This is a genomic window from Microbacterium forte (assembly GCF_031885415.1).
GTDB lineage: Bacteria > Actinomycetota > Actinomycetes > Actinomycetales > Microbacteriaceae > Microbacterium > Microbacterium forte.
This window is the reverse complement of record NZ_CP116871.1, coordinates 1369768-1393182: the sequence shown is the minus strand read 5'-3', so window position 1 is coordinate 1393182 and position 23415 is coordinate 1369768. Positions and strand designations below refer to the sequence as shown.

Below are 23415 nucleotides of genomic sequence, written 5' to 3'. Positions count from 1 at the left end.
TGGGGAAGAATGAGACGATGACGGATGCATCGATCGAGCGCGAGACGCTCACCTGGGACGGCTTCGGATCCGCGACGCGAGATCTCGCGCGCAGCATCCTCGAGAGCGGCTTCGTGCCCGAGGTCGTGGTGGCCATCGCCCGCGGTGGTCTGCTTCCCGCCGGCGCCATCGCGTACGGCCTGGGTGTCAAGAACTGCGGCGCGATCAACGTCGAGTTCTACACCGGCATCGGCACCGTGCTCGATGCCCCGGAGGTGCTGCCGCCCGAACTCGACATGGCCTATCTCGACGGTCGTCGCGTGCTCCTCGTCGACGACGTCGCCGACTCGGGCCGGACGCTCGCGCTCGCGGTGCAGCTGCTGAAGGACAAGGGCGCCGACGTGCGCTCGGTGACGATCTACACGAAGCCGTCGACCATCATCCAGCCCGACTACGCGTGGAAGGACACCGATCTGTGGATCAACTTCCCCTGGTCGTTCCAGGGCACGGTGCGTGAAGAGGATCTCGGGCTCGCGCCGTCGGCCTGACCTCGTCTCAGCCGCGCTGCAGTGCGCGAAGAGTCTGGATCGTGTCGGCGTCTGCGACGCTCTTGTCGGGGCGGTAGGCCTTGACGCGTGCGAAGCGCAGCGCGATGCCACCGGGGTAGCGCGGAGAGCGCTGCACCCCGTCGATCGCGATCTCGACCACGAACTCGGGGCGCAGGAACACGGTCGACTGCGTGCGTCGTGTCTCGAACGACGGGAACTGCTCGGTCTGCCAGCGCAGCAGCTCGTCGGTCAGACCTTTGAACGTCTTTCCGACCATCACGAGTCCGCCCGGCTCGCCGAACTCTCCGTTCGGATCGAGAGCGCCGAGATGGAGATTCGACAGCCACCCCTGTCGTCGACCCGAGCCCCACTCGGCTGCGAGCACGACGAGGTCATAGGTGAGCACGGGCTTGACCTTGACCCAGGACTTGCCGCGCCTGCCCGCCGCATAGGGCGCATCGACGCCCTTGACGACGACGCCCTCGTGCCCGGCCGCCAGCGCCTCTCGTGACAGCTGCTCGGCAGCAGCCGGGTCGTCGGTGACGACCCCCGGCATGCGCCACTCGCCGACGGTCTTCTCGAGTTCGGCCAGCCGGATCGAGAGCGGTTCGTCGAGCAGATCGCGTCCGTCGATGTGCAGGATGTCGAAGAACCAGGGGCGCAGCACGAGCTCGCGCGACACGTCGGCCCCGAACCGTGACATCGTCTCCTGGAACGGCCGCGGACCGCCGTCCTCATCGAGCGACAGCGTTTCGCCATCGAGGATCAGGTCGTGGGCGGGAAGGCCTCGCACGATCTCGACGATCTCGGGCACGCGGTGGGTGATGTCGGCCAGGCTGCGGGTGTACACGCTCACGTCGTCTCCGCGGCGATGCACCTGGATGCGCGCTCCGTCGAGCTTGTATTCGACGGATGCCCTGCCCGTGACCTCGAGAGCCGCAGTCGGAGTCGCCGCGGTCGAGGCCAGCATCGGCAGCACGGCACGGCCGACCACGAGGCCGACCTCGTCGAGCTCGGCCGCGGTGCCTGTGAGGGCGATGACCGCCGTGTCACCCAGGTCGCCGGACAGCATCGCTGCTCGTCGCACGGATGCCGCAGGGCGATCCGAGGCGCGAGCGATCGCATCGAGCAGCACGCCGCCGAGCGCACCGGTGCGCAGCTCGCCGAGCATCGCGCGCGACAGGAAGTCCCATTCGGTGGCCGTGGCGCGGCCGGCGAGAGCGGAGAGCAGATCTGTCCGGGCGGCCGCAGACCCCGAGCCCGAAGCGCCGGCCAGCGCTTCGAACGCCGCGTCGACGTCACCGATCGACAGGGACGGCTCGTCGGCGTGCATCACCTCGAGGGCGGAGATCCCGCGCCAGCCCACACCCAGGCGTCCCTGACGCGGCGTCGCGAGAAGCAGCCCTACGAGGGCGGGGACGTCGTCCGCGTCCGCGCGCGCGAGCAACCGCGAGAGTGCATCGACCTTGGCGAGACGCGATGCGGTGGCGGTGACCTCTTCAGCGGTGGAGACGAGCTCCGAGAGCAACATGGATGCAGTCTGTCACCGGCATCCGACATCGGCGAAGCCCTTGCCTTCGCCCTCTCCGTCGCAGTAGAGCAGCGAGAGCTCAGCGCCCGTGGAACTCAGGCTTCCGTTTCTCCTGGAAGGCGGCGAAGCCCTCGCGGTAGTCGTCGCTGTCGCACAGCGCCGCCTGAGCGGTGTTCTCGACCTCGATCGATTCCCACAGCGCCAGCCTCTCGTCGCGGATGCGCGAGACGAGCTGCTTGCTCGCGAGGAACGCGGCGGTGGCACCGCGCGCGGCGGTGGCGGCGGCATCCGTCGTCGTCTGGAGGACCTCGTCGTCGGGGAGCACACGTGAGAAGAGACCCGAGGCCACGGCCTCGGTGCCGCTCATCAGGCGCCCCGTGTAGATGAGGTCGAGCGTCTTGTGCGCGCCGAGGCGGTCGACGAACAGGGCGTGTCCGCCCGAGTCGAGCGTGGCGCCCAGCGCTGCGAACGGCGAGCCGATCTTCGCCGACTCCGCGACGTAGACGACGTCCGTGGCGATCAGCAGTCCCAGCCCGACGCCCAGGCATGCACCGTGGGCGGCCGCGAACGTCGGCGCGGGAAAGCGCGCCATCCGCTGCAGCAGCGGAGTCACGAGCCCGCCGAGGTAGCCCATCACGTCGTCGTCGCGCGGGTCGACCGCCGAGATGTCGCGTCCGGCGCAGAACGCGCGCCCCTCGCCCCGGAGCACGAGTGCGCGCACTCCCGCCGCGTCGGCCTCGTCGTATGCACGGCCGAGATCGCGCAGCGCCTGCTCGTCGAGGGAGTTCAGCGTGGACGGTGCATTCAGCACGACCGTCGCGACGTCGTCGGAGATGGTGAGATCGATCATCGGATGCTCCTCAGACGTCGTAGTCGACCACGACGCGGTCGCTCGTCGGGTGGGACTGGCAGGTCAGCACATAGCCGCGGTCCAGCTCGTCGGGCTCGAGCGCATAGTTCTCCGTCATCGTCACGCTGCCCTCGATGACCCTGGCGCGGCACGTGCCGCACACGCCGCCGGCGCACGCGAACGGGGCGTCCGGCCGCACCCGCAGAGCCGCGTTCAGCACCGACTCGTGCGCGTCGACGGGGCTCTCGACGGTCGACGAGACGCCGTCGAGGTTCACCTCGATGCGTATCGTCTTCGCGCCCGCCCGCACCTCGACCGGGCGCGCGGCGCGCACAGGTTCGTCGCCGGTGGTGAAGAGCTCGAACCGGATGTGCTCCCGCGGCACGCCGACGTCGGCGAGCACCTCACGGCACAGGTCGACGAGCGAGAGAGGACCGCAGAGGAACCACTCGTCGACGTCGCTCGGGTCGATGAGCATCCTCAGGATGGTGCGCAGCTTCTCCTCGTCGATACGCCCCGACAGCACGGGAGCCGTGCGCTGCTCACGGGACAGCACATGGTGCAGCGTCACTCGCGTCGGATACCGGTCCTTGAGGTCGGCGAGGTCCTCGAGGAACATCACGTCGAGTGTCGACCGGTTCGTGTAGAGCAGTGTGAAGCGCGACGAGTCCGAGCGCGTCAGCACGGTGTGCGCGAGCGCCATCAGCGGGGTGATGCCCGAGCCCGCGGCGATGCCGACGACGTGGCGATGATCGAGATCGTCGAGCCCCGAGGTGAATGTGCCCTGCGGACTCATCACGTCGATCTCGAACCCGGCGTGCAACCCGGTCTGGGCCCACGTGGAGAAGAGGCCGCCCTCGTCGCGCTTCACCGCGACACTCAGCCGGGTGGGCGTGCCCGCCGCGATCTGCTCGGCCGTGCGATGCTCGGGCGCGCGGCACAGCGAATACGATCGGCGCACCTCGGTGCCGTCGAGGGTGGTGCGCAGCGCCACGTACTGGCCCGGCAGGTGGTCGTAGTCGTCGGCGAGCTCGGCGGGAACCGTGAAGGACACCTCGACCGAGTCCTCGGTGAGCGGCCTCACCTCGTCGACCACGAGAGTGTGGAACCGCGCGCGCTTCTTCGCCGTCGATGCGGAGGGCGAACGAACGGATGTCGGTGCGACGGCACCGGACGGGGCGAACAGCGACATCAGTGCACCTTGAAGTGGTCGAAGGGTTCGAGGCATGCGCGGCACTCGAACAGCGCCTTGCACGAGGTGGAACCGAAGCGCGAGACCTCGCGGGTGTCGAGCGAGCCGCACCGCGGGCAGCGCACGCTGATCGCGAGGCGGATCGGGCCGGACGACAGCGCGGAGCGCCCCGAAGGAGGCGCGATGCCGTACTGCGAGAGCTTCTGCTTGCCGGCATCCGACATCCAGTCCGTCGTCCACGCGGGGGAGAGCACGAGACGCACCTCGACCTGCGAGTGACCGGCAGCGGTGAGGGCCAGGATGACATCGTCGCGGATCGTGTCCATCGCCGGGCACCCGCTGTAGGTGGGGGTGATGTCGACACGCACGACGTCGCCGTCGACCGTGACGGCTCGGAGCACTCCGAGGTCTTCGATCGTGAGCACGGGGACTTCGGGGTCCGCCACGGCAGCGGCGATCCGCCAGGCGTCGGTCTGCAGCGTGTCGGTCACCATGACGCCCCCGGATGACGTCGCGCGAGAACCTGCATCTCGGCGAGCAGATGGCCCATCGGGGTCGCGTGCGCACCTCGGCGCCCTCCCGCTGACGATGCCGCCACTGAGGGCGCGGTCAACTCCGCCTCTGTGAAGACGGTGTCGACGACCGCGTCGAAACCGGCGCGAAGGGTGGACGGGCGCACGGCGGCATCGCCGAGACGGTCGATCAGTGGCTCATCGCGGAAGAGCTCGTCGACGTACGGCCAGACGTCGCCGAGCGCGCGCACCATCCGCTGCCGCGATTCGTCGGTGCCTCCGGCGAGGCGCAGCACCCACTGCACCGAGTGGTCGCGGTGGTAGTCGACCTCTTTGAGCGACTTCTCGGCGATCGCCGCGAACGTCTCGTCTGTGCTGGCCCTCAGCCCGGAGTACAGCTCGAACATGTAGGTCGACACGACGAACTGACGTCCGATCGTCTGCGCGAAGTCGCCGTTGGGCTGCTCGACGATCCAGGCGCTGCGGAACTCCGGCTCGTCGCGGAAGTACGCGAGGTCGTCTTCGGAGCGTCCGTCGTAGGAACCGGCGAAGTGCAGGAACGAGCGGGCATGACCGAGCAGATCGAGGGCGATGTTGCCGAGCGCGACATCCTCTTCGAGTTCGGGCGCGCGGGAGATCCATTCGCCGAGCTGCTGCGAGAGGATCAGGGCGTCGTCGCCCAACCACAGTGCGTACTCGGCGATGTCGGCGGATGCCGCCGCGGAGCCGGTTCCCGTGAGCTCCTCGCTCAGTCGTAGCTCGTCGACCGAGACATCCCCGTGCATGTCTCCATGGACGTCCGTGCGGATGTCGTTCACAGGTGCGGCACCCCCTCGGAGGCCGTGTAATAGACGGCGTGCCGGTAGTTCTTGCCCGCGGGGCTCTCGAAGTAGGCGCCCTTGGCGTCGGGGTCGCTCGTGGTGATCGCGTCGGCGGGCACGGCCCAGATCGACACGCCCTCGCCACGGCGCGTGTAGAGGTCTCGGGCATTGCGGATCGCCATATCGGCATCCGGGGCGTGCAGCGATCCGACGTGCACGTGGCTCAGGCCGCGATTCGCACGGACGAAGATCTCCCAGAGGGGCCAGGGTTCGCGTTCGTCGGCACCGGGCGTCGCCATCACGCCGCCGCCTTCGTCTTCAGCGCCTGCTTGCGGGCGTACTCGGCTGCGGCCTCGCGCACCCACGCGCCCTCCTCGTGCGCCGTGCGGCGACGTTCGAGACGCTCGGCGTTGCAGGGGCCGTTGCCCCGCAGCACCTCGAAGAACTCGTCCCAGTCGATCTCGCCGATCACGTACTGGCCCGTCTCGTCGTCGAAGCGCAGATCGGGGTCGGGCAGGGTGACGCCCAGGATCTCGGCCTGCGGCACCAGCATCCCGACGAAGCGCTGGCGCAGCTCGTCGTTGGTGAAGCGCTTGATCTTCCACTTCATCGACTGGGCCGAGTTCGGCGACTGGTCGTCGGGCGGGCCGAACATCGCCAGGCTCGGCCAGTACCAGCGGTTCACGGCGTCCTGCGCCATCTGCTTCTGCTCGTCGGTTCCCTGCATCAGCGAGAGCAGGATCTCGAAACCCTGACGCTGGTGGAACGACTCCTCCTTGCACACGCGCACCATGGCGCGGCCGTACGGGCCGTAGGAGGCGCGGCACAGCGGCACCTGATTGCAGATCGCGGCGCCGTCGACGAGCCACCCGATAGCGCCCATGTCGGCCCAGGTGGGGGTGGGGTAGTTGAAGATCGAGGAGTACTTGGCCTTGCCGCTGATGAGCTGGTCCATCATCTCGTCACGGGTGATGCCGAGGGTCTGCGCCGCCGAGTAGAGGTACAGGCCGTGGCCCGCCTCGTCCTGCACCTTGGCCATCAGGATCGCCTTGCGCTTGAGGCTCGGCGCCCGGGTGATCCAGTTGCCCTCGGGCTGCATGCCGATGATCTCGGAGTGCGCGTGCTGCGAGATCTGACGGATCAGCGTCTTGCGGTAGGCGTCGGGCATCCAGTCGCGCGGCTCGATGCGCTGCTCGTTCGCGATGAGCTCGTCGAATAGGCGCTCGTCGTCTGAGAGCTCGCCATCGACTAGGGAGAGATCTGCGGGGCTTGTCATCATCGACTCCTCGGTATCCGATCCGCTTTACTGACCGGTCGTTAGGTAATTCTGACATGCCGGTCCGCCGTGCGCAAGAAGCGGCGCTCAGCGCGAGCGGGAGACCAGGTCGAGAAGGGCGAGCCCGTAGGCCTCCGAGGGGTCCGGGTGCTCGAAACGCAGCGTCTCGCCGGCGATCTCGACATCGACGACGAAGGCGTCGGGAAGGCGGGTGAGTGCCCGGAACGTGCCCCGCAGCAGTTCGCGCAGCTGATCCTCGCGGGGCAGCCACACCGCGTCCGCGAGGGTGACCGCGTCGAGCGCCCACTCTGTGGTGCCGTTGAAGGCGAGGTCGGTGCCGCTCGGAGTCTGCCTCGCCTCGATCGTCATCGCGCTGACCGTGAAGACGTCGGCCTCGGCTTCGAGCTCGACATCGTTCGGGAGGTCGAGCTGAAAGCGATCGCCCTCGGAGGGATGCCACACGAGCCCGGCATCGCGCAGGGATACGGCCAGTTCTCGGGTGATCATCGTTCCACGCTAGACGACGGGGTGGGTCGGTGGCGCGGATCTCACCAGTGGATGACGATGCCCCGGGTGTCGGCGGCCTCGGGCCCGACGTCGGTGACATGAGGCACAGTGGAGACATGACTTCCCCCTCTGCTGTCGACACCCGCACTGCTGCGCTCGCCGCCTTGCGCGAACTGGTCGGCCGCCCCGACGCCGATTTCCACGACGGCCAGTACGAGGCGATCGAGGCGCTGGTCGAGGGGCGCCGCCGCGCGCTCGTCGTGCAGCGCACCGGCTGGGGCAAATCGGCGGTGTACTTCGTCGCGACGCTGCTGCTGCGTCGGCAGGGGGCGGGACCGACCGTGCTCGTCTCGCCGCTGCTGGCTCTCATGCGCGACCAGATCGCCGCCGCCGAGCGCGCAGGCGTCCGAGCCGTGGCGATCAATTCCACCAACGCGCACGAATGGTCGGAGGTGATGCAGCAGCTCGACCGAGACGAGGTCGACGTGCTGCTCGTCTCTCCCGAGCGACTCAACAACCCGGCGTTCCGCGAGCAGCAGCTGCCGGCGCTCGTGCGACGGATCGGCATGCTGGTGGTCGACGAGGCGCACTGCATCAGCGACTGGGGGCACGACTTCCGCCCCGACTATCGTCGGTTGCGCGATCTCATCGAGCAGATGCCGCCAGAGGTTCCGGTGCTCGCGACCACGGCGACCGCCAACAGCAGGGTCGTGGCCGACGTCGCCGAGCAGCTCGGCACGGGAGGCTCATCGGGCGACGGGGCCTCCGAGGTGCTCACGATCCGTGGCCCGCTCGCCCGCACCTCGCTGCGGCTCGGGGTGCTGCGTCTGCCGACCTCGGCGAGCCGGCTCGCCTGGCTGCTGAGCCACATCGACGACCTGCCCGGCTCGGGCATCATCTACACGCTCACCGTCGCTGCAGCGGTCGACACCGCTCGGCTGCTGCGCGACCACGGCCACGACGTGCGTGCGTACACGGGGCAGACAGACACCGACGAGCGCACGGAGTCAGAAGGGATGCTGAAGCGCAACGAGGTCAAGGCCCTCGTCGCGACGAGCGCACTCGGCATGGGCTTCGACAAACCCGACCTCGGATTCGTGCTGCACCTCGGTGCGCCGTCGTCGCCGGTCGCGTACTACCAGCAGGTCGGTCGCGCCGGGCGCGCGAGCGAGAGCGCAGACGTGCTCCTGCTGCCGGGCGTCGAAGACCGCGATATCTGGCACTACTTCGCCACCGCGTCGATGCCCGACCGTGAGCGCGCCGAGAGGGTGATCGCTGCGCTCGGCGATCAGCCGATCTCGACGCCGGCGCTCGAGGCGATGGTCGACATCCGCCGCACACCTCTCGAGCTGCTGCTCAAGGTGCTCGATGTCGACGGCGCGGTGCGACGTGTGCAGGGCGGGTGGGTCGCCACGGGCGAGCCCTGGAGCTACGACGCCGAGCGTTACGAGCGGATCGCGGGCGAGCGCCGAGCCGAGCAGCAGCACATGATCGACTACGAGCAGACCGACGGATGCCGCATGGAGTTCCTCCAGCGCTCGCTCGACGACGACACGGCAGCGCCCTGCGGCAGATGCGACAACTGCGCCGGCATCTGGTTCCCGAGCGAGATCGGCGAATCGGCGACGACTCAGGCTGCGGAGTCGCTCGACCGAGTGGGCGTTCCCGTCGAGCCGCGCCGGGCCTGGCCGACCGGCGCCGACAAGCTCGACGTGCCCGTCAAGGGGCGCATCGCGCCGGGTGAGCAGGCGGGAGAGGGGAGGGCGCTCGCCCGGCTCACCGACCTCGGCTGGGGCGGCACCCTGCGCGAGCTGTTCGCCGCCGGAGCGCCCGATGCCGCCGTGACGCCCCAGGTGCTCGGCGGCTGCGTGCGAGTGCTCGCAGACTGGGGCTGGACAGAGCGCCCTGTCGCGGTGGTCGCGATGCCTTCACGGTCGCATCCGCTGCTCGTCGACTCCCTTGCCCGAGGGATCGCCGACATCGGTCGGCTGCCGTACCTCGGTGCGCTCGACCCGGTCGATGGCGGCCCGAGCGGTCAACCCGGAGGCAACAGCGTGTTCCGTCTCGCAGGTCTGTGGGACAGGTTCAGCGCGCAGGGCCTCGACATCCCCGAGGGGCCGGTTCTCCTCGTCGACGACCTGGCCGACAGCCGGTGGACTCTGACGGTCGCCGCCCGCACACTGCGCCAGGCCGGCGCCACAGACGTGCTTCCGTTCGTGCTCGCGCTTCGCGGCTGAGGTCGGCGATCCATTCCGATGGGAAGACTTCAGCGCAGGTCGTACACGCGCTTGTACTTGCCTTCGCTGCGCGGCAGAGCGCCGGGCTCCTCGACCTTGACGTCGACGCTGGTGCCGATGTGCACCTTGATGCGATGCGTGAGCACTGCAGCGGCGGCGTCGCACTCCTCGATGCTCAACGACGGGTGCCGCTCGATGCGCACCGTCATGGTGTCGAGCTGGCCCGCACGGTGCAGCTCCAGCACGAAGTGCGGCGTCAGGGTCTCGATGCCCATCACGAGCTCTTCGATCTGTGTGGGGAAGAGGTTCACTCCGCGCAGGATGATCATGTCGTCATTGCGCCCGGTGATCTTCTCGATCCGCCGCAGGGCGGGATACGTCGTTCCGGGCAGCAGGCGGGTCAGATCCCGTGTGCGGTAGCGGATCACCGGGAAGGCCTCTTTGGTGAGCGAGGTGAAGACCAGTTCGCCCAGTTCGCCGTCCGGCAGGCGGTCGCCGGTGTCGCCATCGATGATCTCCGGAAGGAAGTGGTCTTCCCAGATGTGCGGGCCGTCTTTGGTGAGCACGCTCTCGCTTGCGACGCCCGGCCCCATGACCTCGCTGAGCCCGTAGATGTCGACGGCGTCGATGTTCAGTCGCTTCTCGATTTCGCGGCGCATCTCGTTGGTCCACGGCTCGGCTCCGAGCACGGCCACCCGCAACGAGGTCCGCGTCGGGTCGACGCCTGCCGCCTCCATCGCATCGGCGATCGTGAGCAGGTAGCTCGGCGTGCAGAGGATGGCGTCCGGCTCGAAGTCGGCGATCAGCTGCACCTGGCGCGCGGTCTGACCACCGGAGACGGGTATCACCGTGGCGCCGAGACGTTCGATGCCGGCATGCGCCCCGAGTCCACCGGTGAACAGCCCGTATCCGTAGGCGTTGTGCACCTTCATGCCGGCGCGGATCCCCGCGGCGTGCAGCGACCTCGCGATCAGGTCGCCCCACCTGTCGAGGTCGCCCTCGGTGTAGCCGACGACGGTCGGCCGCCCGGTCGTGCCGGACGACGCGTGGATGCGGCGCACGTCGGCCATCGGCACGGCGAACATCCCGAACGGGTAGCTCTCTCGCAGGTCGGCTTTGGTGGTGAACGGCAGCCTCTGCACGTCGTCGAGGGTGCGGATCTCGTCGGGGTGGACACCGTGCTCGTCGAACTTGCGACGGTACGTCGGCACGTTCTCGTAGGCGTGGCGCACAGTCCACTGCAGGCGCTGCAGCTGCAGCTGGGCCAGTGCACTGGCGGAGTGCAGCTCGATCTCGGTGCCGATCTCGGCACGGGTGTGGGTCATCGTCGACTCCTTCGTCGCGGGCAGGGCCATGTCAGGTGTGCCGGTCAGCCCGGGTGCGATCGGTTCGTGGTGAGCGAGCGGCCGCGCACCTCGGCGACGACGTCGCCGGACTCATCGGTCACCGTGACGTCGTAGATGCCGTTGCGACCGCTGACGACGCGGCGACTCGCACGTGCCGTGAGCCGCTGCCCGGAGGTCGTCGACTTCAGGAAGGTGATGTCCGCGCCGCCCGCGACCGTGACGCGCTCGTCCTCGTTGCAGGCGATCGCGAAAGCCGTGTCGGCGAGAGTGAACACCAGGCCGCCGTGCGTGATCGCGAAGCCGTTCAGCATGTCGTCGCGCACCGTCATCGACACCACGGCCTCGCCGGGCTCGTCGAGCTCGACGGTCATGCCGAGCATCGCCGACGCGGCATCGCGCTGCATCATGGCCCTCATGCTGCCGCGACCTCGGAGGTGGACTCCTTGCTGACCAGCGTGAGCACGTCGTAGGTCGCGACGAGCTCGTCGGCCTGGTTGCGGATCACCGCATCCCAGCGCACCTCGCCGTAGTCATCGGTCTCGCGGGGGGTGATCTGCTTGGCGGTGAGCTCGACGCGGATCGTGTCACCGGGGGAGACCGGCGTGATGAACCGCAGATTCTCGAGACCGTAGTTCGCGAGCACGGGGCCCGGTTCGGGGTCGACGAACAGACCGGCCGCCCACGAGACCAGCAGGTACCCGTGTGCCACACGGCCGGGGAAGAACGGGTTCGCTGCGGCCGCCGCGTCGTCCATGTGGGCGTAGAACGTGTCACCGGTGAAGTGCGCGAAGGTCTCGATGTCGTCGAGGGTGACCTCGCGTGATGCCGAGACGATCTGATCTCCGATCAGGAGCTCCGCGAGCGACTTGCGGAACGGATGCCGACCGCCGCTGCGCGCCGCGGCTCCCGCGTGCCAGACACCGGTCAACGCCGTGAGCATCTCGGGCGATCCCTGCACCGCAGTGCGCTGCATGTGGTGCAGCACCGCGCGGATGCCGCCGAGCTCCTCGCCGCCTCCTGCCCGACCGGGCCCGCCGTGCACGAGGTTCGGCAGGGGAGACCCGTGACCGGTCGAGGAGCGCGCGTCGTCGCGGTCGAGCAGCAGCATCCGACCGTTGAACGGCGCGATGCGCGTGGCCAGCTCGACCGCCTGCACCGGATCGTGCGTCGCGATGCTGGTGACGAGCGAGCCGCCGCCGCGGGCGACGAGTGCGGCGGCGTCGGCGATGGTGTCGTAGGTGAGCAGGGACGACACCGGACCGAACGCCTCGACCGAGTGCGCGGCGTCGGACTGCGGATCGTCGAAGCGCAGCAGCAGCGGCGAGACGAACGCGCCGTCGGGCGAGAGCGCGGTGGTTCCGTCTGCGAGCCGCACCTCGGGAGCATCCGTCGACCCCACCACGATCTGTCCGCCGGCGTCCTGCAGCTTCGCGACCTGACGCAGCACCTCGTCGCGCTGCGCGGTCGAGGCGAGGGGGCCCATCGTCGCACCTTCGGCGCGGGGATCGCCCAGCACCGTCCTCTCGGTGATGCGCGCCTGCACGGCGGCGATCACGGCATCCGCCGACCCGGTCGGCACGATCGCCCGGCGGATCGCCGTGCACTTCTGCCCGGCCTTGGTGGTCATCTCGGTGACGAGCTGGCGGACGTAGGCGTCGAACTCCGGGGTGCCCTCGATGGCGTCGGTGCCGAGCACCGAGGCGTTGATCGAGTCGGTCTCCGCGGTGAACCGCACTCCGCCGGTCTGCACGGCGGGGTGGGCCTTCAGGCTCTCGGCTGTCGAGGCGCTGCCGGTGAAGCCGACGATGTCGCCGAGGCGCAGGTTCTCGAAGAGGTCGGGGACGCTGCCGCTCACCAGCTGCAGCGATCCGTCCGGCAGCAGGCCCGACTCGACGAGGATGCGCACCATCGCCTCGGCGAGATATCCGGTCGGCGTCGCGGGCTTCACGAGCGTCGGCATGCCGGCGAGGAAAGCCGGTGCGAACTTCTCCAGCGACCCCCACACGGGGAAGTTGAAGGCGTTGATCTGCACGGCGACTCCCGGCAGCGTCGTGTAGACGTGGCGCCCGAGGAACGAGCCGTCCTTCGAGAGCGGCTCGACGGGGCCGTCGACGTGCACGCGGCTGTTCGGCAGTTCGCGCCGCCCCTTGCCGGAATACGAGAACAGCACGCCGATGCCGCCGTCGATGTCGACCCAGGAGTCGCTCTTCGTCGCGCCCGTGCGCGCCGACAGCGCATAGAGCTCGTCCTTGCGCTCGGTGAGCGCCAGGGCGAACTGCTTGAGCAGCACCGCGCGCTGATGGAAGGTGAGCGCACCGAGGCTCTTCTGCCCCACGGATCGGGCATGGGCAAGCGCCCCCGCGAGGTCGAGGCCGTCGGTGGAGACCAGCGTGACCACATCGCCGGTGGACGCGTCACGGACCTCGGTGAATCGTGCGGGCGAAGTCGGCGTCCACCACTCGCCCTGGATGTAGCTCGGCAGATACTCGGTCATCTCTCCTCGTTCCATGCGTAGAACCCCTCGCCGCTCTTGCGGCCGAGCTTTCCTTCGGCGACCATCCGCCGCAGCAGATCCGGCGGAGAGAACCGCTCACCGAGAGTGCGTTCTAACTCCTCGGCGATGCCGAGCCGCACATCGAGTCCGACGACGTCGGTCGTGCGCAGCGGCCCCATCGGATGCCGGTATCCGAGCGTCATCGCCGCGTCGATGTCGACGGCCGACGCGACGCCCTCCTCGAGCATCCGGATCGCCTCGAGGCCGAGCATGACGCCGAGTCGAGACGATGCGAACCCGGGGGAGTCGGTGACGACGATCGGGGTCTTGCCGAGGGAGCTCACCCATCCGGCCGCGTTCTCGACGACCGCGGTGTCGGTCGCTGCGCCTCGCACGATCTCGACGAGCGCAGACGCGGGCACAGGGTTGAAGAAGTGCAGGCCGAGGAAGCGCTCCGGACGACGGCGGCTCGCGGCGAGATCGTCGATCGAGATCGACGACGTGTTGCTCGCCAGGGTGGCGTCGGCGGGCATCGCCGCCTCTGCACGGGCGAGCGCGTGTTCCTTGAGTTCGCGGTCTTCGGGAACGGCTTCGATCACGAGGTCGACCACGGCGAAGGCGGCGATGTCGCGACCAGTCGTCAGGCGGCCGGTGATCTCGACCTCGTTCAGAGCGGGATCGCGGGCGACGGATCGGCGGGTGCTCTCGCGGATCCGCTGCAGTGCGGCATCCGCGCTCGCCGTGTCGCGTTCGACGACCGCGACACGGGATCCCGCGAGCAGGAAGGCATGCGCGATGCCGGCGCCCATTCGTCCTCCGCCGAGCACGCCGACGGCCGCGGGCACGTGGTCCGGGCGTCTCGTCACGCTCCGTTCGCTCGAGGTCCCGGGGTGGGGGTCGCTCGAGGACGAGGGCTGCTCGCTCATCGGTTCTTCCTCTCGAGGAACGCGGTCATGCGACGGTGCTTCTCCGGCGACTCGAAGAGCTCGGCCTGCAGCTCGAGCTCGATCGCAGGATGTCCCGAGCGCGGAGTGCGCAGAGCGTGTTTCGTGTGCTGCGTGGCCAGCGGGTCGTTCTTCGCGATGCGATCGGCGATCGCGTGCGCGGTCGCGATCAGCTCGTCGGACGGATGCAGCGACGAGACGAGTCCCCATCGCAGTGCCTCCTCGCCATCGAGCGCTCGACCGGTGAGAAGCATCTCGCTCGCTCGCGCCGCGCCGATGATCTCGGGAAGCCGCCACGTCGCACCGGCCGCGGCGATGATGCCGAGTCCGGTCTCGGGGTTGCCGATTCGGAGGGACGGCGTCGCGATGCGGATGTCGGCGGCGTAGGCCAGCTCGGCTCCGCCCCCGAGTGCGTAGCCGTCGATCGCCGCGATCACCGGCATCGGCAGCTCGTTGATGCGGATGAACACGGTCGCGTTGATGCCGCGCCTGGCGTCATCTGCGGTGCGATCGCGCAGCTGCGCGATGTCGGCACCCGCCGCGAAGACACCGCCGGAGCCGGTGAGGATGAGGGTGCGGGGGGTCTGTTCGAGCATTGCGCACAGCTCGTGCAGCGCGTCGACCGTCTCCTGGTCGATCGCGTTGCGCTTCTCGGGGCGATCGAGCGTCGCGATGACCCTGTCGCGCTGCTCCTCGATCTGCAGGCTCACGTCAGACGCTCCACGATCATGGCCGTGCCCTGTCCGACTCCGACGCACATCGTGGCGAGGCCGTAGCGAGCGCCCTCGCGTTCGAGCCGACCGAGCAGGGTCACGATCAGGCGGGATCCGCTGGAGCCGAGCGGATGCCCGAGCGCGATCGCACCGCCGTCGGCGTTGACGATCGCCGGGTCGAGGCCGAGGCGACGGATGCAGGCGAGCGATTGTGACGCGAAGGCCTCGTTCAGCTCGACGGCGCCGAGATCGGCGATCTGCAGCCCTGCCTTCGCGAGAGCCTTCTGCGTCGCGGGCACGGGGCCGAGTCCCATGATCTCGGGGGCGAGTGCGGCGGTCGCCGAGGCGATGATGCGTGCACGCGGTCGCAGTCCGTGTCGCTCGACGGCCTCGGCGCTCGCCACGACGATCGCGGAGGCACCGTCGTTCAGCGAGCTGGAGTTGCCGGCCGTGACGACCTCGCCGCCTGCGACCACGGCGCGCAGCTTCGCGAGAGCGTCGAGGGTGGTGTCGCGTCGCGGTCCTTCGTCGGTGTCGACGATTCCGCGGTCGGTCTCGACCCCGACGATCTCGGGGGCGAAGCGCCCCGCGTCGATCGCGGCGACGGCGCGCAGATGGCTCTGCAGGGCGAAGGCATCGGCATCCGCCCGGCTGATGCCGTCGACGCGTGCGACCTCCTCCGCCGTCTCGGGCATCGAGAAGGTGGCCTTCTCGCGCGCGGCGAGCCGCGGATTGGTGAAGCGCCATCCGATCGACGTGTCGAAGGCCGCGCCGGGCTTGGCCCATGCGCGCTCGGGCTTCGCCTGCACCCAGGGGGCTCGTGTCATGGACTCGACGCCGCCGGCGACGATGAGGTCGGCGTCGTCCGCGCGCACGGCGTTCGCGGCGAGAGCTATGGCCGACATCCCCGAGGCGCACAGCCGGTTCACGGTGAGCCCGGGGATCGAATCGGGCAGGCCGGCGAGGAGCACGGCCATGCGGGCGACGTTGCGGTTGTCTTCGCCCGCTTGGTTCGCTGCACCGAGGATGACCTCGTCGATCGCCTCGGCGGGGATCCCCGACCGGGTGACGGTCTCGCCGACCACGAGGGCTGCCAGATCATCGGGGCGGATGCCGGCGAGTGCGCCGCCGTGCCGACCGACGGCGGTGCGGACCCCGTCGACGAGATAGGCCTCGGACATCGTCATCCTCTCGAACGCCCACGCTGGCGATAATTTCAGACCGATCGGTCAGGAATACGATCTCAGATCCTCGGACGGATGGCAACTCATCGGGACTGACAGACTGGGGCCATGGCGCAGCTCGGATTCGACGCGCCGGCCCCCAAACGCGGCCGGCCAGGCTACGACCGTGAGCAGGTGCTCGCGGTCGCGGTCAAGGTGTTCAACGAACAGGGCTACGACGCGACCAGCGTCGCCGATCTCAGTGCCACTCTCGGCCTCACCAAGTCGGCGCTGTACCACCACTTCGAGTCGAAGTCGGCGATCCTCGAGCTCGCGCTGAACGATGCCCTCGACGCTCTCGAGGCCGTCGTGGACGACGCCACGGCGCGGCATCCGCTCGCCTCCGATCGCCTGCGATCGATCATCCGCGGGGCCGTGCGTGTGCTCACCGAGAAGTTGCCCTCGGTGACGCTGTTGCTGCGTGTGCGCGGCAACGGCGACGTCGAGACCTCCGCGCTCGTGCGTCGGCGCGCGTTCGATCAGCGGGTGACGGCGATCGTGGCCGAGGCTCAGGCCGAGGGGCTGATCCGCGACGACGTGGATGCCGCGGTCGCGACCAGGCTCATCTTCGGCATGATCAACTCGGTCGTGGAGTGGTATCGCCCCGGCGGGCCCGTCGACCCCGATGAGCTGGGCGAGGACATCCTGCGGGTGAGCCTGGACGGACTGCAGTCGCGCTGAGCCGACTAGTCGTCGGCCGGAGCCACCCGAGGCGGCCAGCTGGTCGCTCCGAGCTCGCGTGAGATGTTGCGGGCCGTCTCTCGGAGCGCGTTCAGCACGGCGTCGGAGGCGGGCGCGTGCGAGGTGGGCATCACGACCGCGACCGCGGCGACGATGTCGTTCGAGGCGTCGGAGACCGGTGCGGCGACGGACGATTCTCCGAGCACCGCCTCGTCCGTCTCGGACGCACTGCCGCGTTCGGCGATCGCGGGGAGCTCGAGCATCAGCCTGGCGATGTCGGTGATCGTGTCTCCGGTGAGGCTGGGCAGCGGTCGTTCGAAGACGGTGCGCTGGAAGCCGAGGTCATGTGCGAGCAGCACCTTTCCCATCGCCGAGGCGTGAGCGGGGATCGCGACGCCGGTCTCGAGCATCTGCTGGCTGTCGTCCGGGCGCAGATCGTGGTGGATGACGAGCACCTCGTGAAAATGCGGAGCACCGAGGCGCACAGGCAGATTGGTGCGCCGCGCGAGCTCCTGCGTCCACCGCATCGCCCGTGCCCTGACATCGAGCGTGTCGAGGTACACGTTGCTGAGGCGCAGCAGCGTCGGTCCGAGCATGTAGCGCTGTCCGCCGCGCTCTTTCGCGACCAGCCCGTGCTCTCGCAGCGACTTGACGATCCCGTGCACGGTCGACGGCGGCAGGCTCAGTGCGAGAGCGAGATCGGTGATGCCGAGGTGGCGCGCACCCTGCAGCAGCTCGAGCACCTTGGCGGCGCGATCGATGGCCTGGATCACGGTGCGTCCTCCCTCCGGTTCGTCGTCGAGCCGGGCCGTCATGTCGTGTGTCCGAGTCGATCTTGACAACTCGACTGCGCCCGAGCATATTCGACATTGACGAATGACTTTCCAATATTGCGAAAGATCGCCACCGCAGAGATCAAGGGAGATCGAACGATGAAGAAGCTCATCAACAACCCCGCCGATGTGCTGGTCGAGTCGCTGCGAGGCGTCGCCCTCGCGCATCCCGAGCTGTCGGTCGACCTCGAGACGCACGTGATCACGCGCGCGACGCCGAAGGCGCAGGGCAAGGTCGCGGTGGTCTCCGGTGGCGGGTCAGGCCATGAACCGCTGCACGGCGGATACGTGGGGGTGGGCATGCTCGATGCCGCGGTCGCCGGCGAGGTGTTCACGTCACCGACGCCCGACCGCGTGCAAGCGGCGACCAAGGCCGTCGACCGCGGCGCCGGCGTGCTGCACATCGTCAAGAACTACACCGGCGACGTGCTGAACTTCGAGATGGCCGCCGAGCTCGCATCGATGGAGGGCATCGAGGTCGGCACCGTGATCGTCGACGACGACGTCGCCGTGCAGGACTCTCTCTACACAGCCGGGCGTCGCGGTGTCGGACTGACCGTGCTGCTCGAGAAGCTGGTCGGCGCGGCGGCCGAAGAAGGACAGGATCTCGCCGCGGTCGTCGAACTCGCCCAGCGCATCAACGGCCAGGGTCGCTCGATGGGGATGGCGCTCACGAGCTGCACGGTTCCCGCAGCGGGCAGACCCACGTTCGACCTGCCGGAGGACCAGATGGAGATCGGCATCGGCATCCACGGCGAACCCGGTCGGCATCGCGAGCCGCTGGCCCCCGCATCCGAGATCGCCCGCCAGCTCGTCGAGCCGATCCTCGCCGACCTCGACGCCGCCGGACCCGCGATCGTGATGCTCAACGGCATGGGCGGATCGCCGCTGATCGAGCTGTACCTGATGTACGGCGAGGTCGCGTCGTTGCTCGAGAAGGCGGGGGTGCAGATCGCCCGCAACCTGGTCGGCGACTACATCACGTCGCTCGACATGGCCGGGTGCTCGCTCACGGTGCTCAAGGCGGACGACGAGCTGCTGCGGCTGTGGGATGCCCCGGTGAACACGCCAGGACTGCGATGGGGAGCATGATGGCGGCGATCGACACCGCGGCCCTCGTCGACTGGATCCGGCGGTTCCGCGACGTGATCGCCGAGAAGCGCGAATGGCTCACCGAGCTCGACTCGGCGATCGGCGACGCGGACCACGGCGCGAACATGGCCCGTGGCATGGACGCGGTCGTGGCGAAGCTCGACTCGGCGGTGCCGCCCACCGTCGACGAACTGCTCAAGACCGTCGGCATGACGCTCGTGAGCTCGGTCGGAGGTGCCAGCGGGCCGCTCTACGGCACGCTGTTCCTGCGGATGGGGATGGCGGCCGGCACGGTGGACGAACTCGATGCCGCCGGGCTCGCAGCCTCGCTGCGAGCGGGTCTCGACGGGATCGTCGCCCGGGGCAAGGCCGAAGCCGGCGACAAGACCATGTTCGATGCGATGGCGCCCGCCGTGGATGCACTCGATGCGCAGATCGCAGGCGGGGCGGATCTCGCAGCGGCGACGGCTGCGGCTGCCGATGCTGCGGCTGCGGGGCGTGACGCCACGGAGCCCCTGGTGGCACGCAAGGGACGCGCGAGCTACCTCGGTGAGCGCAGCGCAGGGCACATCGATCCGGGTGCGGCGTCCACGACGCTGCTGTTCGAGGCGCTCGCCCGGGCCACCGCGGAATCGTCCTGATGATCGGCATCGTCGCCGTCTCCCACAGCGCTCGACTCGGGGAGGCGGCCCTGGAGCTTGCCCTGCAGATGGTGCGAGGCGGGGGAGCGCGCGTCCTGGTGGCGGCCGGCGCGGGGACGGATGCCGACGGCGCAGCCGTTCTCGGAACGGATGCCGTAGCGGTCGCCGCGGCCATCGACGAACTGGCCGCGGATTGCGACGGAGTCCTGGTGCTGATGGACCTCGGCTCGGCGGTGCTGAGCGCGGAGCTCGCGCTCGAGCTGCGCACGAGCGACGTGCCCGTCCGCCTCACGCCCGCGCCGTTCGTGGAAGGGCTGCTCGCCGCAGTCGTGTCCGCGGCGGCGGGCGCATCGCTCGAGGTCGTGGCTGAGGAGGCGTCCGCTGCGCTCGGCGCGAAGACCGGCCAGCTCGGCGACCCGGACGAGCCCGCCGCGACCGCCGCGGCGCTCGCACCGACGCTCGCACCGACGCACGGGCCGAGCGAGGCGGTCACTCGCGTGGTCACCGTCCTCAACCCACTCGGCATCCATGCTCGTCCGGCTGCGCTGATCGCCGAGGCCTCCGCAGGGGCGGATGTGCGGCTCACGCGGCTGCCGGATGGGCCGGAGGCCGCGGGCGCCAGCCTGTCGAGACTGCTGATGCTCGGCGCCAGGCAGGGCGACGAGGTGCGGCTCTCCGCGACCGGGGCGGACGCCGAGCTCGCCATCCATCGACTGGTCGCGCTGTTCGACGAGGGGTTCGGTGAAGGAACCGCGGTCGCCGCGCCCCCGAGAGAGGTCGTGCACACGCGGTCGACCGAGTCGGCGGTGAGTGCGGCGCCCGTGGTGTCCGGGACGGTGCTGAGCGGGCGAGGTGTGAGCGCCGGGCGGGCAGCGGCGCAGGCCGTGCTGCTGGCTGCGCCACTCGACGAGCCCGACCCGGGCCTGACGGTCGATGCGACTGAGCGTGAGAGCGAGGTGTCGGCGATCGAGTGGGCAGCCGTCGCGGTTGCCGATCAGCTCCGCCGCCGCACATCGGCGGCGACCGGAGAGGCTCGGGCGATCCTCGATGCTTCGCGTCTGCTCGCCTCAGACCCCGAGCTCGTCGCAGATGCGACGGCGCTCGTCCGATCGAAGGGGCGCACCGCCGCCCGCGCCGTCTGGGAGACGGCTCTCGCGCACGAGAAGGCGCTCAGAGCCTTGGGTGGTCGTATGGCCGAGCGTGCCGCCGACATCCGTGACGTCCGAGACCGGATCATCGCCGAGATCCTCGAGGTCGAGATGCCCGGTGTTCCGGAGCGGGATGAGCCTTTCGTGCTCGTGGCCACCGACCTCGCACCCGCCGACACGGCCGCCCTGGACGGCGGCAACTGCGTCGCTCTGGTGACCGAGCAGGGCGGGCCCACATCGCACACCGCGATCATCGCCCGCTCACTCGGAATCCCCGCGGTCGTCGGGGTCGGCGGGGCCACGGGCATCGCATCCGGCGCCGATCTGCTCGTCGACGGCGACCGGGGAACGGTCGAGGTCGACCCGAGCCGTTCCAGGATCGCCGAGGCGGAGGCCGCGTCGATCGTCGTGCCCTTCGACGGAGAGGGCGTGCTCGCGGACGGGCGCCGGATCGCACTGCTCGCCAACGTCGGCGGCGCGGCCGAAGCGGTGGCGGCTGCGGCATCGAAGGCAGAGGGAGTGGGTCTCTTCCGCACCGAGTTCTGCTTCCTCGACCGCACCGATGCGCCGTCGGTCGACGAGCAGGTCGACGCCTACCGAGGCGTCCTCGCGGCTTTCCCGGGGCGGAAGGTCGTCGTGCGCACGCTCGACGCGGGCAGCGACAAGCCTCTGCCGTTCGCCAACGCCGACACGGAGGAGAACCCCGCTCTCGGAGTCCGCGGTCTGCGGATCGCACGGCGATCACCCGCGCTGCTCGATGATCAGCTGCGGGCCCTCGCGCTCGCGGCAGCGGCGGAGTCGGCGCTCGTCGAGGTGATGGCTCCGATGGTGGCCACGGTCGATGAGGCGCGCGACTTCGCGGACCGTGCGCGGGCGGCCGGACTCGAGAAGGTGGGAGTGATGGTCGAGACGCCCTCCGCCGCGCTCCTCGCCTCAGAGATGCTCGAGGTCGTCGATTTCGTCAGCATCGGAACCAACGATCTCGCCCAGTACACGCTCGCCGTGGACCGACTGCTGGGCGAGCTGGGCGACCTGAACGATCCGTGGCAGCCGGCCGTGCTGCGATTGATCGGCCAGGCGGGTGCTGCCGGACGCCGGTGGAACCTGCCGGTGGGCGTGTGCGGCGAGGCCGGCGCCGATCCCACACTGGCCGCGGTGCTGGTCGGCCTCGGGGTCACCTCCCTGTCGATGACGCCCCGCGCGCTGGGCCGCGTCGCGGCCGCGCTGGCAGACGTCACGGGTGATCAGTGCGACGCAGCCGCGGAAGCGGTGCTGAGAGCGGCGACGGCGGCCGATGCGCGCGCCGCTGCGGCCGCTGTGCTCAGTGGCGACTGAAGAGTTCACGTCGTCCGATCAGGCGGATATATGCGATCTTCGGCATGCTCTTCCTCTCGTTCTGATCTCGACATGCGCGCGCCCCTGGTCGAGGGTGCCGCAGCGCCATAGGCTCCGAGGAGGGGGCGCCCGCAGCGGCGCATGACGAGTCGGAGGATGCACATGACTGTCTTCACCACGTGGCGAGCGCGAATGATGCTCGCATCGATCGGGATCGGCGCGCTGGTCGCCCTGAGCGCCTGCGCCCCGACTCCTCAGGCCTCGTCGTCGCCCTCGCCCTCGCCCTCGCCGTCGCCGTCGACCGCGTCCCCCGAGCCCTACGCCGGACCGATCGTGTTCGTCGGAGACGAACTCGACGCGTTCGCGCTCACCCCTGAGGAGATCGTGGGGATCGTGCCGGAGGCCACCGACGTCGGTGATCCTTCGCCGGTGCTCGAGCAGGTGTCGGATGGCGGAAGTCTCCCTGCGGATCCGCCGATCTGCGATGCCCTCTACGCCGAGCAGTCGCTCGGCAGCGTGGGGGCGAGAACGGTCGAATGGCAGGTGCCGACGGATCCCGCCAACGGGTCCGGTCGGATGACGATCATGCAGTTCGCTGATGAGGCGCAGGCCCAGGGGCGAATGGATCAGCTGCTCCAGGCTGCCGAGCAGTGCGCCGAGTTCGCCAAGGAGGGAACCATCACTTTCGATGCCGCGATTCCGGAACCCTCCGAGGACGTTCGAGCCTTCGCGGGGTCGCTGGTCGATGCGGGGCTCGACTGGCGGTCTTTCGACGCATTTGCGTCGACCGGCAACGTGATCGTGCAGCTCTGGCAGCCCTTCAGCGGTGACCGCGACTTCGACGCCGAAGCCGCCGCCCTGCTGCTGCAGACCCGCGCCGGTGAGGCGAGGTCGGGACTGATCGACGAGCTCACCGAGAACCCGCCTGTCGCCGAGACCGATCCGTCGGGAGACCCCGGAGCCGTGTGGAGCGAGTGGCAGATCGGTGTCGGCGGGGTGGGTCCGCTCCGCCTCGGCGACTCGGTCGATGCCGCTCTCGCCAAGGCGGGCGAGGACGCGCAGGTCATGGAGCCGGAGTACGACGGCGGACCGTGGAGGCTCGTCGCGCCCGGGGGCGCGGGGTCCATCCTGGTGCAGCCCGTCGAGGACGGTGACGCGGTGTGGTCGATCACCGTCGGAAGCGATCGCAGCCTCGATGAGTCGGTCGACGACGGAGCGGCGCTGCCGCACCGGGGAGACATCCGCCTCGGCGCTCCCGTGGCGGATGCGATGGCCGCCTACCCCGGGGGCACCGTCGTCGATGTCGTGGCGGCAGGCGATGACTTCTACGCCGTCACGACGCGCGACGGCCAGGTCTTCCGGTTCCAGGCCGACCGCGATGTCGCCGAGGAGGGGTCGATGATCGTCGGCATCACGGTCGAGGACGCCACAGCCCGCACGCCGCTCGTCTTCGGCTGACGGCGGGCCGGTCGTTCCACCGACCGACCCGCCGCCCGGCCTTGTCAGCGGCTC

The 23415-nt window shown here is 69.6% G+C and carries 22 protein-coding genes; 7 read left to right on the top strand and 15 right to left on the bottom strand.

The window, feature by feature from the left end; all coding sequences use genetic code 11:
- Positions 1-17 precede the first annotated feature (17 nt).
- A complete protein-coding gene (locus OB895_RS06820; protein ID WP_042539374.1) occupies positions 18-527 on the top strand; it encodes a phosphoribosyltransferase in 510 nt (169 codons plus the stop codon).
- A gap of 7 nt (positions 528-534) precedes the next feature.
- On the opposite strand, the gene OB895_RS06815 is transcribed toward OB895_RS06820, so the two are convergent.
- The 8 genes from OB895_RS06815 to OB895_RS06780 form a co-directional block, all read right to left on the bottom strand.
- Entirely contained in the window at positions 535-2058 is a 1524-nt protein-coding gene (locus OB895_RS06815) for an ATP-dependent DNA ligase (RefSeq protein ID WP_311879584.1), read from the bottom strand.
- Positions 2059-2137: 79 nt separating this feature from the next.
- Positions 2138-2908, bottom strand: coding sequence for an enoyl-CoA hydratase/isomerase family protein (locus tag OB895_RS06810; protein WP_311879582.1), 771 nt, complete (start codon positions 2906-2908; stop codon positions 2138-2140).
- Positions 2909-2918: 10 nt separating this feature from the next.
- Positions 2919-4100, bottom strand: coding sequence for a 1,2-phenylacetyl-CoA epoxidase subunit PaaE (gene paaE, locus OB895_RS06805; RefSeq protein WP_311879580.1), 1182 nt, complete (start codon positions 4098-4100; stop codon positions 2919-2921).
- Positions 4100-4594, bottom strand: coding sequence for a 1,2-phenylacetyl-CoA epoxidase subunit PaaD (gene paaD, locus OB895_RS06800; protein WP_079112434.1), 495 nt, complete (start codon positions 4592-4594; stop codon positions 4100-4102). Before paaD ends, paaE begins: the two co-directional genes overlap by 1 nt.
- A complete protein-coding gene (gene paaC, locus OB895_RS06795) occupies positions 4588-5397 on the bottom strand; it encodes a 1,2-phenylacetyl-CoA epoxidase subunit PaaC (protein ID WP_042539475.1) in 810 nt (269 codons plus the stop codon). The genes paaD and paaC overlap by 7 nt, the downstream gene beginning before the upstream one ends.
- A 29-nt stretch (positions 5398-5426) precedes the next feature.
- A complete protein-coding gene (gene paaB, locus OB895_RS06790) occupies positions 5427-5732 on the bottom strand; it encodes a 1,2-phenylacetyl-CoA epoxidase subunit PaaB (RefSeq protein WP_042539384.1) in 306 nt (101 codons plus the stop codon).
- Complete coding sequence (gene paaA / locus OB895_RS06785; protein ID WP_079112435.1) at positions 5732-6709, bottom strand: 1,2-phenylacetyl-CoA epoxidase subunit PaaA; 978 nt, start codon at positions 6707-6709, stop codon at positions 5732-5734. The genes paaB and paaA overlap by 1 nt, the downstream gene beginning before the upstream one ends.
- Before the next feature lie 87 nt (positions 6710-6796).
- Positions 6797-7216, bottom strand: a complete 420-nt coding sequence (locus OB895_RS06780) for a hypothetical protein (RefSeq protein WP_042539388.1) — start codon at positions 7214-7216, stop codon at positions 6797-6799.
- A gap of 116 nt (positions 7217-7332) precedes the next feature.
- Between OB895_RS06780 and OB895_RS06775 the strand changes: the two genes are divergently transcribed.
- The gene (locus OB895_RS06775; RefSeq protein ID WP_311879574.1) at positions 7333-9453 is read left to right on the top strand and encodes a RecQ family ATP-dependent DNA helicase; all 2121 of its coding nucleotides are present in this window, start codon (positions 7333-7335) and stop codon (positions 9451-9453) included.
- A gap of 29 nt (positions 9454-9482) precedes the next feature.
- Here OB895_RS06775 and paaK read toward each other — a convergent pair whose 3' ends face one another.
- The 6 genes from paaK to OB895_RS06745 are packed head-to-tail and all read right to left on the bottom strand — an operon-like array spanning position 9483 to position 16131.
- A complete protein-coding gene (gene paaK / locus OB895_RS06770) occupies positions 9483-10778 on the bottom strand; it encodes a phenylacetate--CoA ligase PaaK (RefSeq protein ID WP_311879572.1) in 1296 nt (431 codons plus the stop codon).
- Positions 10779-10822: 44 nt separating this feature from the next.
- Complete coding sequence (gene paaI / locus OB895_RS06765; protein ID WP_052492903.1) at positions 10823-11206, bottom strand: hydroxyphenylacetyl-CoA thioesterase PaaI; 384 nt, start codon at positions 11204-11206, stop codon at positions 10823-10825.
- A 5-nt stretch (positions 11207-11211) separates the two neighbouring features.
- Positions 11212-13293 (bottom strand): phenylacetic acid degradation bifunctional protein PaaZ, encoded by a 2082-nt coding sequence (gene paaZ / locus OB895_RS06760; RefSeq protein ID WP_311879569.1) that lies wholly within the window; start codon positions 13291-13293, stop codon positions 11212-11214.
- On the bottom strand, positions 13290-14219 hold the full coding sequence (locus tag OB895_RS06755; RefSeq protein WP_311879567.1) for a 3-hydroxyacyl-CoA dehydrogenase family protein: 930 nt from the start codon (positions 14217-14219) through the stop codon (positions 13290-13292). The genes paaZ and OB895_RS06755 overlap by 4 nt, the downstream gene beginning before the upstream one ends.
- The gene (locus OB895_RS06750; RefSeq protein ID WP_311879566.1) at positions 14216-14947 is read right to left on the bottom strand and encodes an enoyl-CoA hydratase/isomerase family protein; all 732 of its coding nucleotides are present in this window, start codon (positions 14945-14947) and stop codon (positions 14216-14218) included. The genes OB895_RS06755 and OB895_RS06750 overlap by 4 nt, the downstream gene beginning before the upstream one ends.
- Entirely contained in the window at positions 14944-16131 is a 1188-nt protein-coding gene (locus OB895_RS06745) for a thiolase family protein (RefSeq protein WP_311879564.1), read from the bottom strand. Before OB895_RS06745 ends, OB895_RS06750 begins: the two co-directional genes overlap by 4 nt.
- 111 nt (positions 16132-16242) lie before the next feature.
- Here OB895_RS06745 and OB895_RS06740 point away from each other — a divergent pair, with 111 nt between their 5' ends.
- Positions 16243-16854: a TetR/AcrR family transcriptional regulator gene (locus OB895_RS06740; protein WP_042539394.1), complete on the top strand. Its 612-nt coding sequence runs from the start codon at positions 16243-16245 to the stop codon at positions 16852-16854.
- A 5-nt stretch (positions 16855-16859) separates the two neighbouring features.
- Here OB895_RS06740 and OB895_RS06735 read toward each other — a convergent pair whose 3' ends face one another.
- On the bottom strand, positions 16860-17669 hold the full coding sequence (locus tag OB895_RS06735) for an IclR family transcriptional regulator (RefSeq protein ID WP_231567491.1): 810 nt from the start codon (positions 17667-17669) through the stop codon (positions 16860-16862).
- A 117-nt stretch (positions 17670-17786) separates the two neighbouring features.
- Here OB895_RS06735 and dhaK point away from each other — a divergent pair, with 117 nt between their 5' ends.
- The 4 genes from dhaK to OB895_RS06715 all read left to right on the top strand — a co-directional run bounded on the left by dhaK (position 17787) and on the right by OB895_RS06715 (position 23361).
- Positions 17787-18779 (top strand): dihydroxyacetone kinase subunit DhaK, encoded by a 993-nt coding sequence (dhaK, locus tag OB895_RS06730; RefSeq protein WP_042539488.1) that lies wholly within the window; start codon positions 17787-17789, stop codon positions 18777-18779.
- Entirely contained in the window at positions 18767-19420 is a 654-nt protein-coding gene (gene dhaL / locus OB895_RS06725) for a dihydroxyacetone kinase subunit DhaL (protein ID WP_311879560.1), read from the top strand. Before dhaK ends, dhaL begins: the two co-directional genes overlap by 13 nt.
- Positions 19420-21903 (top strand): phosphoenolpyruvate--protein phosphotransferase, encoded by a 2484-nt coding sequence (gene ptsP, locus OB895_RS06720; protein WP_079112441.1) that lies wholly within the window; start codon positions 19420-19422, stop codon positions 21901-21903. Before dhaL ends, ptsP begins: the two co-directional genes overlap by 1 nt.
- A 162-nt stretch (positions 21904-22065) precedes the next feature.
- The gene (locus OB895_RS06715) at positions 22066-23361 is read left to right on the top strand and encodes a sensor domain-containing protein (RefSeq protein ID WP_194286012.1); all 1296 of its coding nucleotides are present in this window, start codon (positions 22066-22068) and stop codon (positions 23359-23361) included.
- Positions 23362-23415 lie beyond the last annotated feature (54 nt).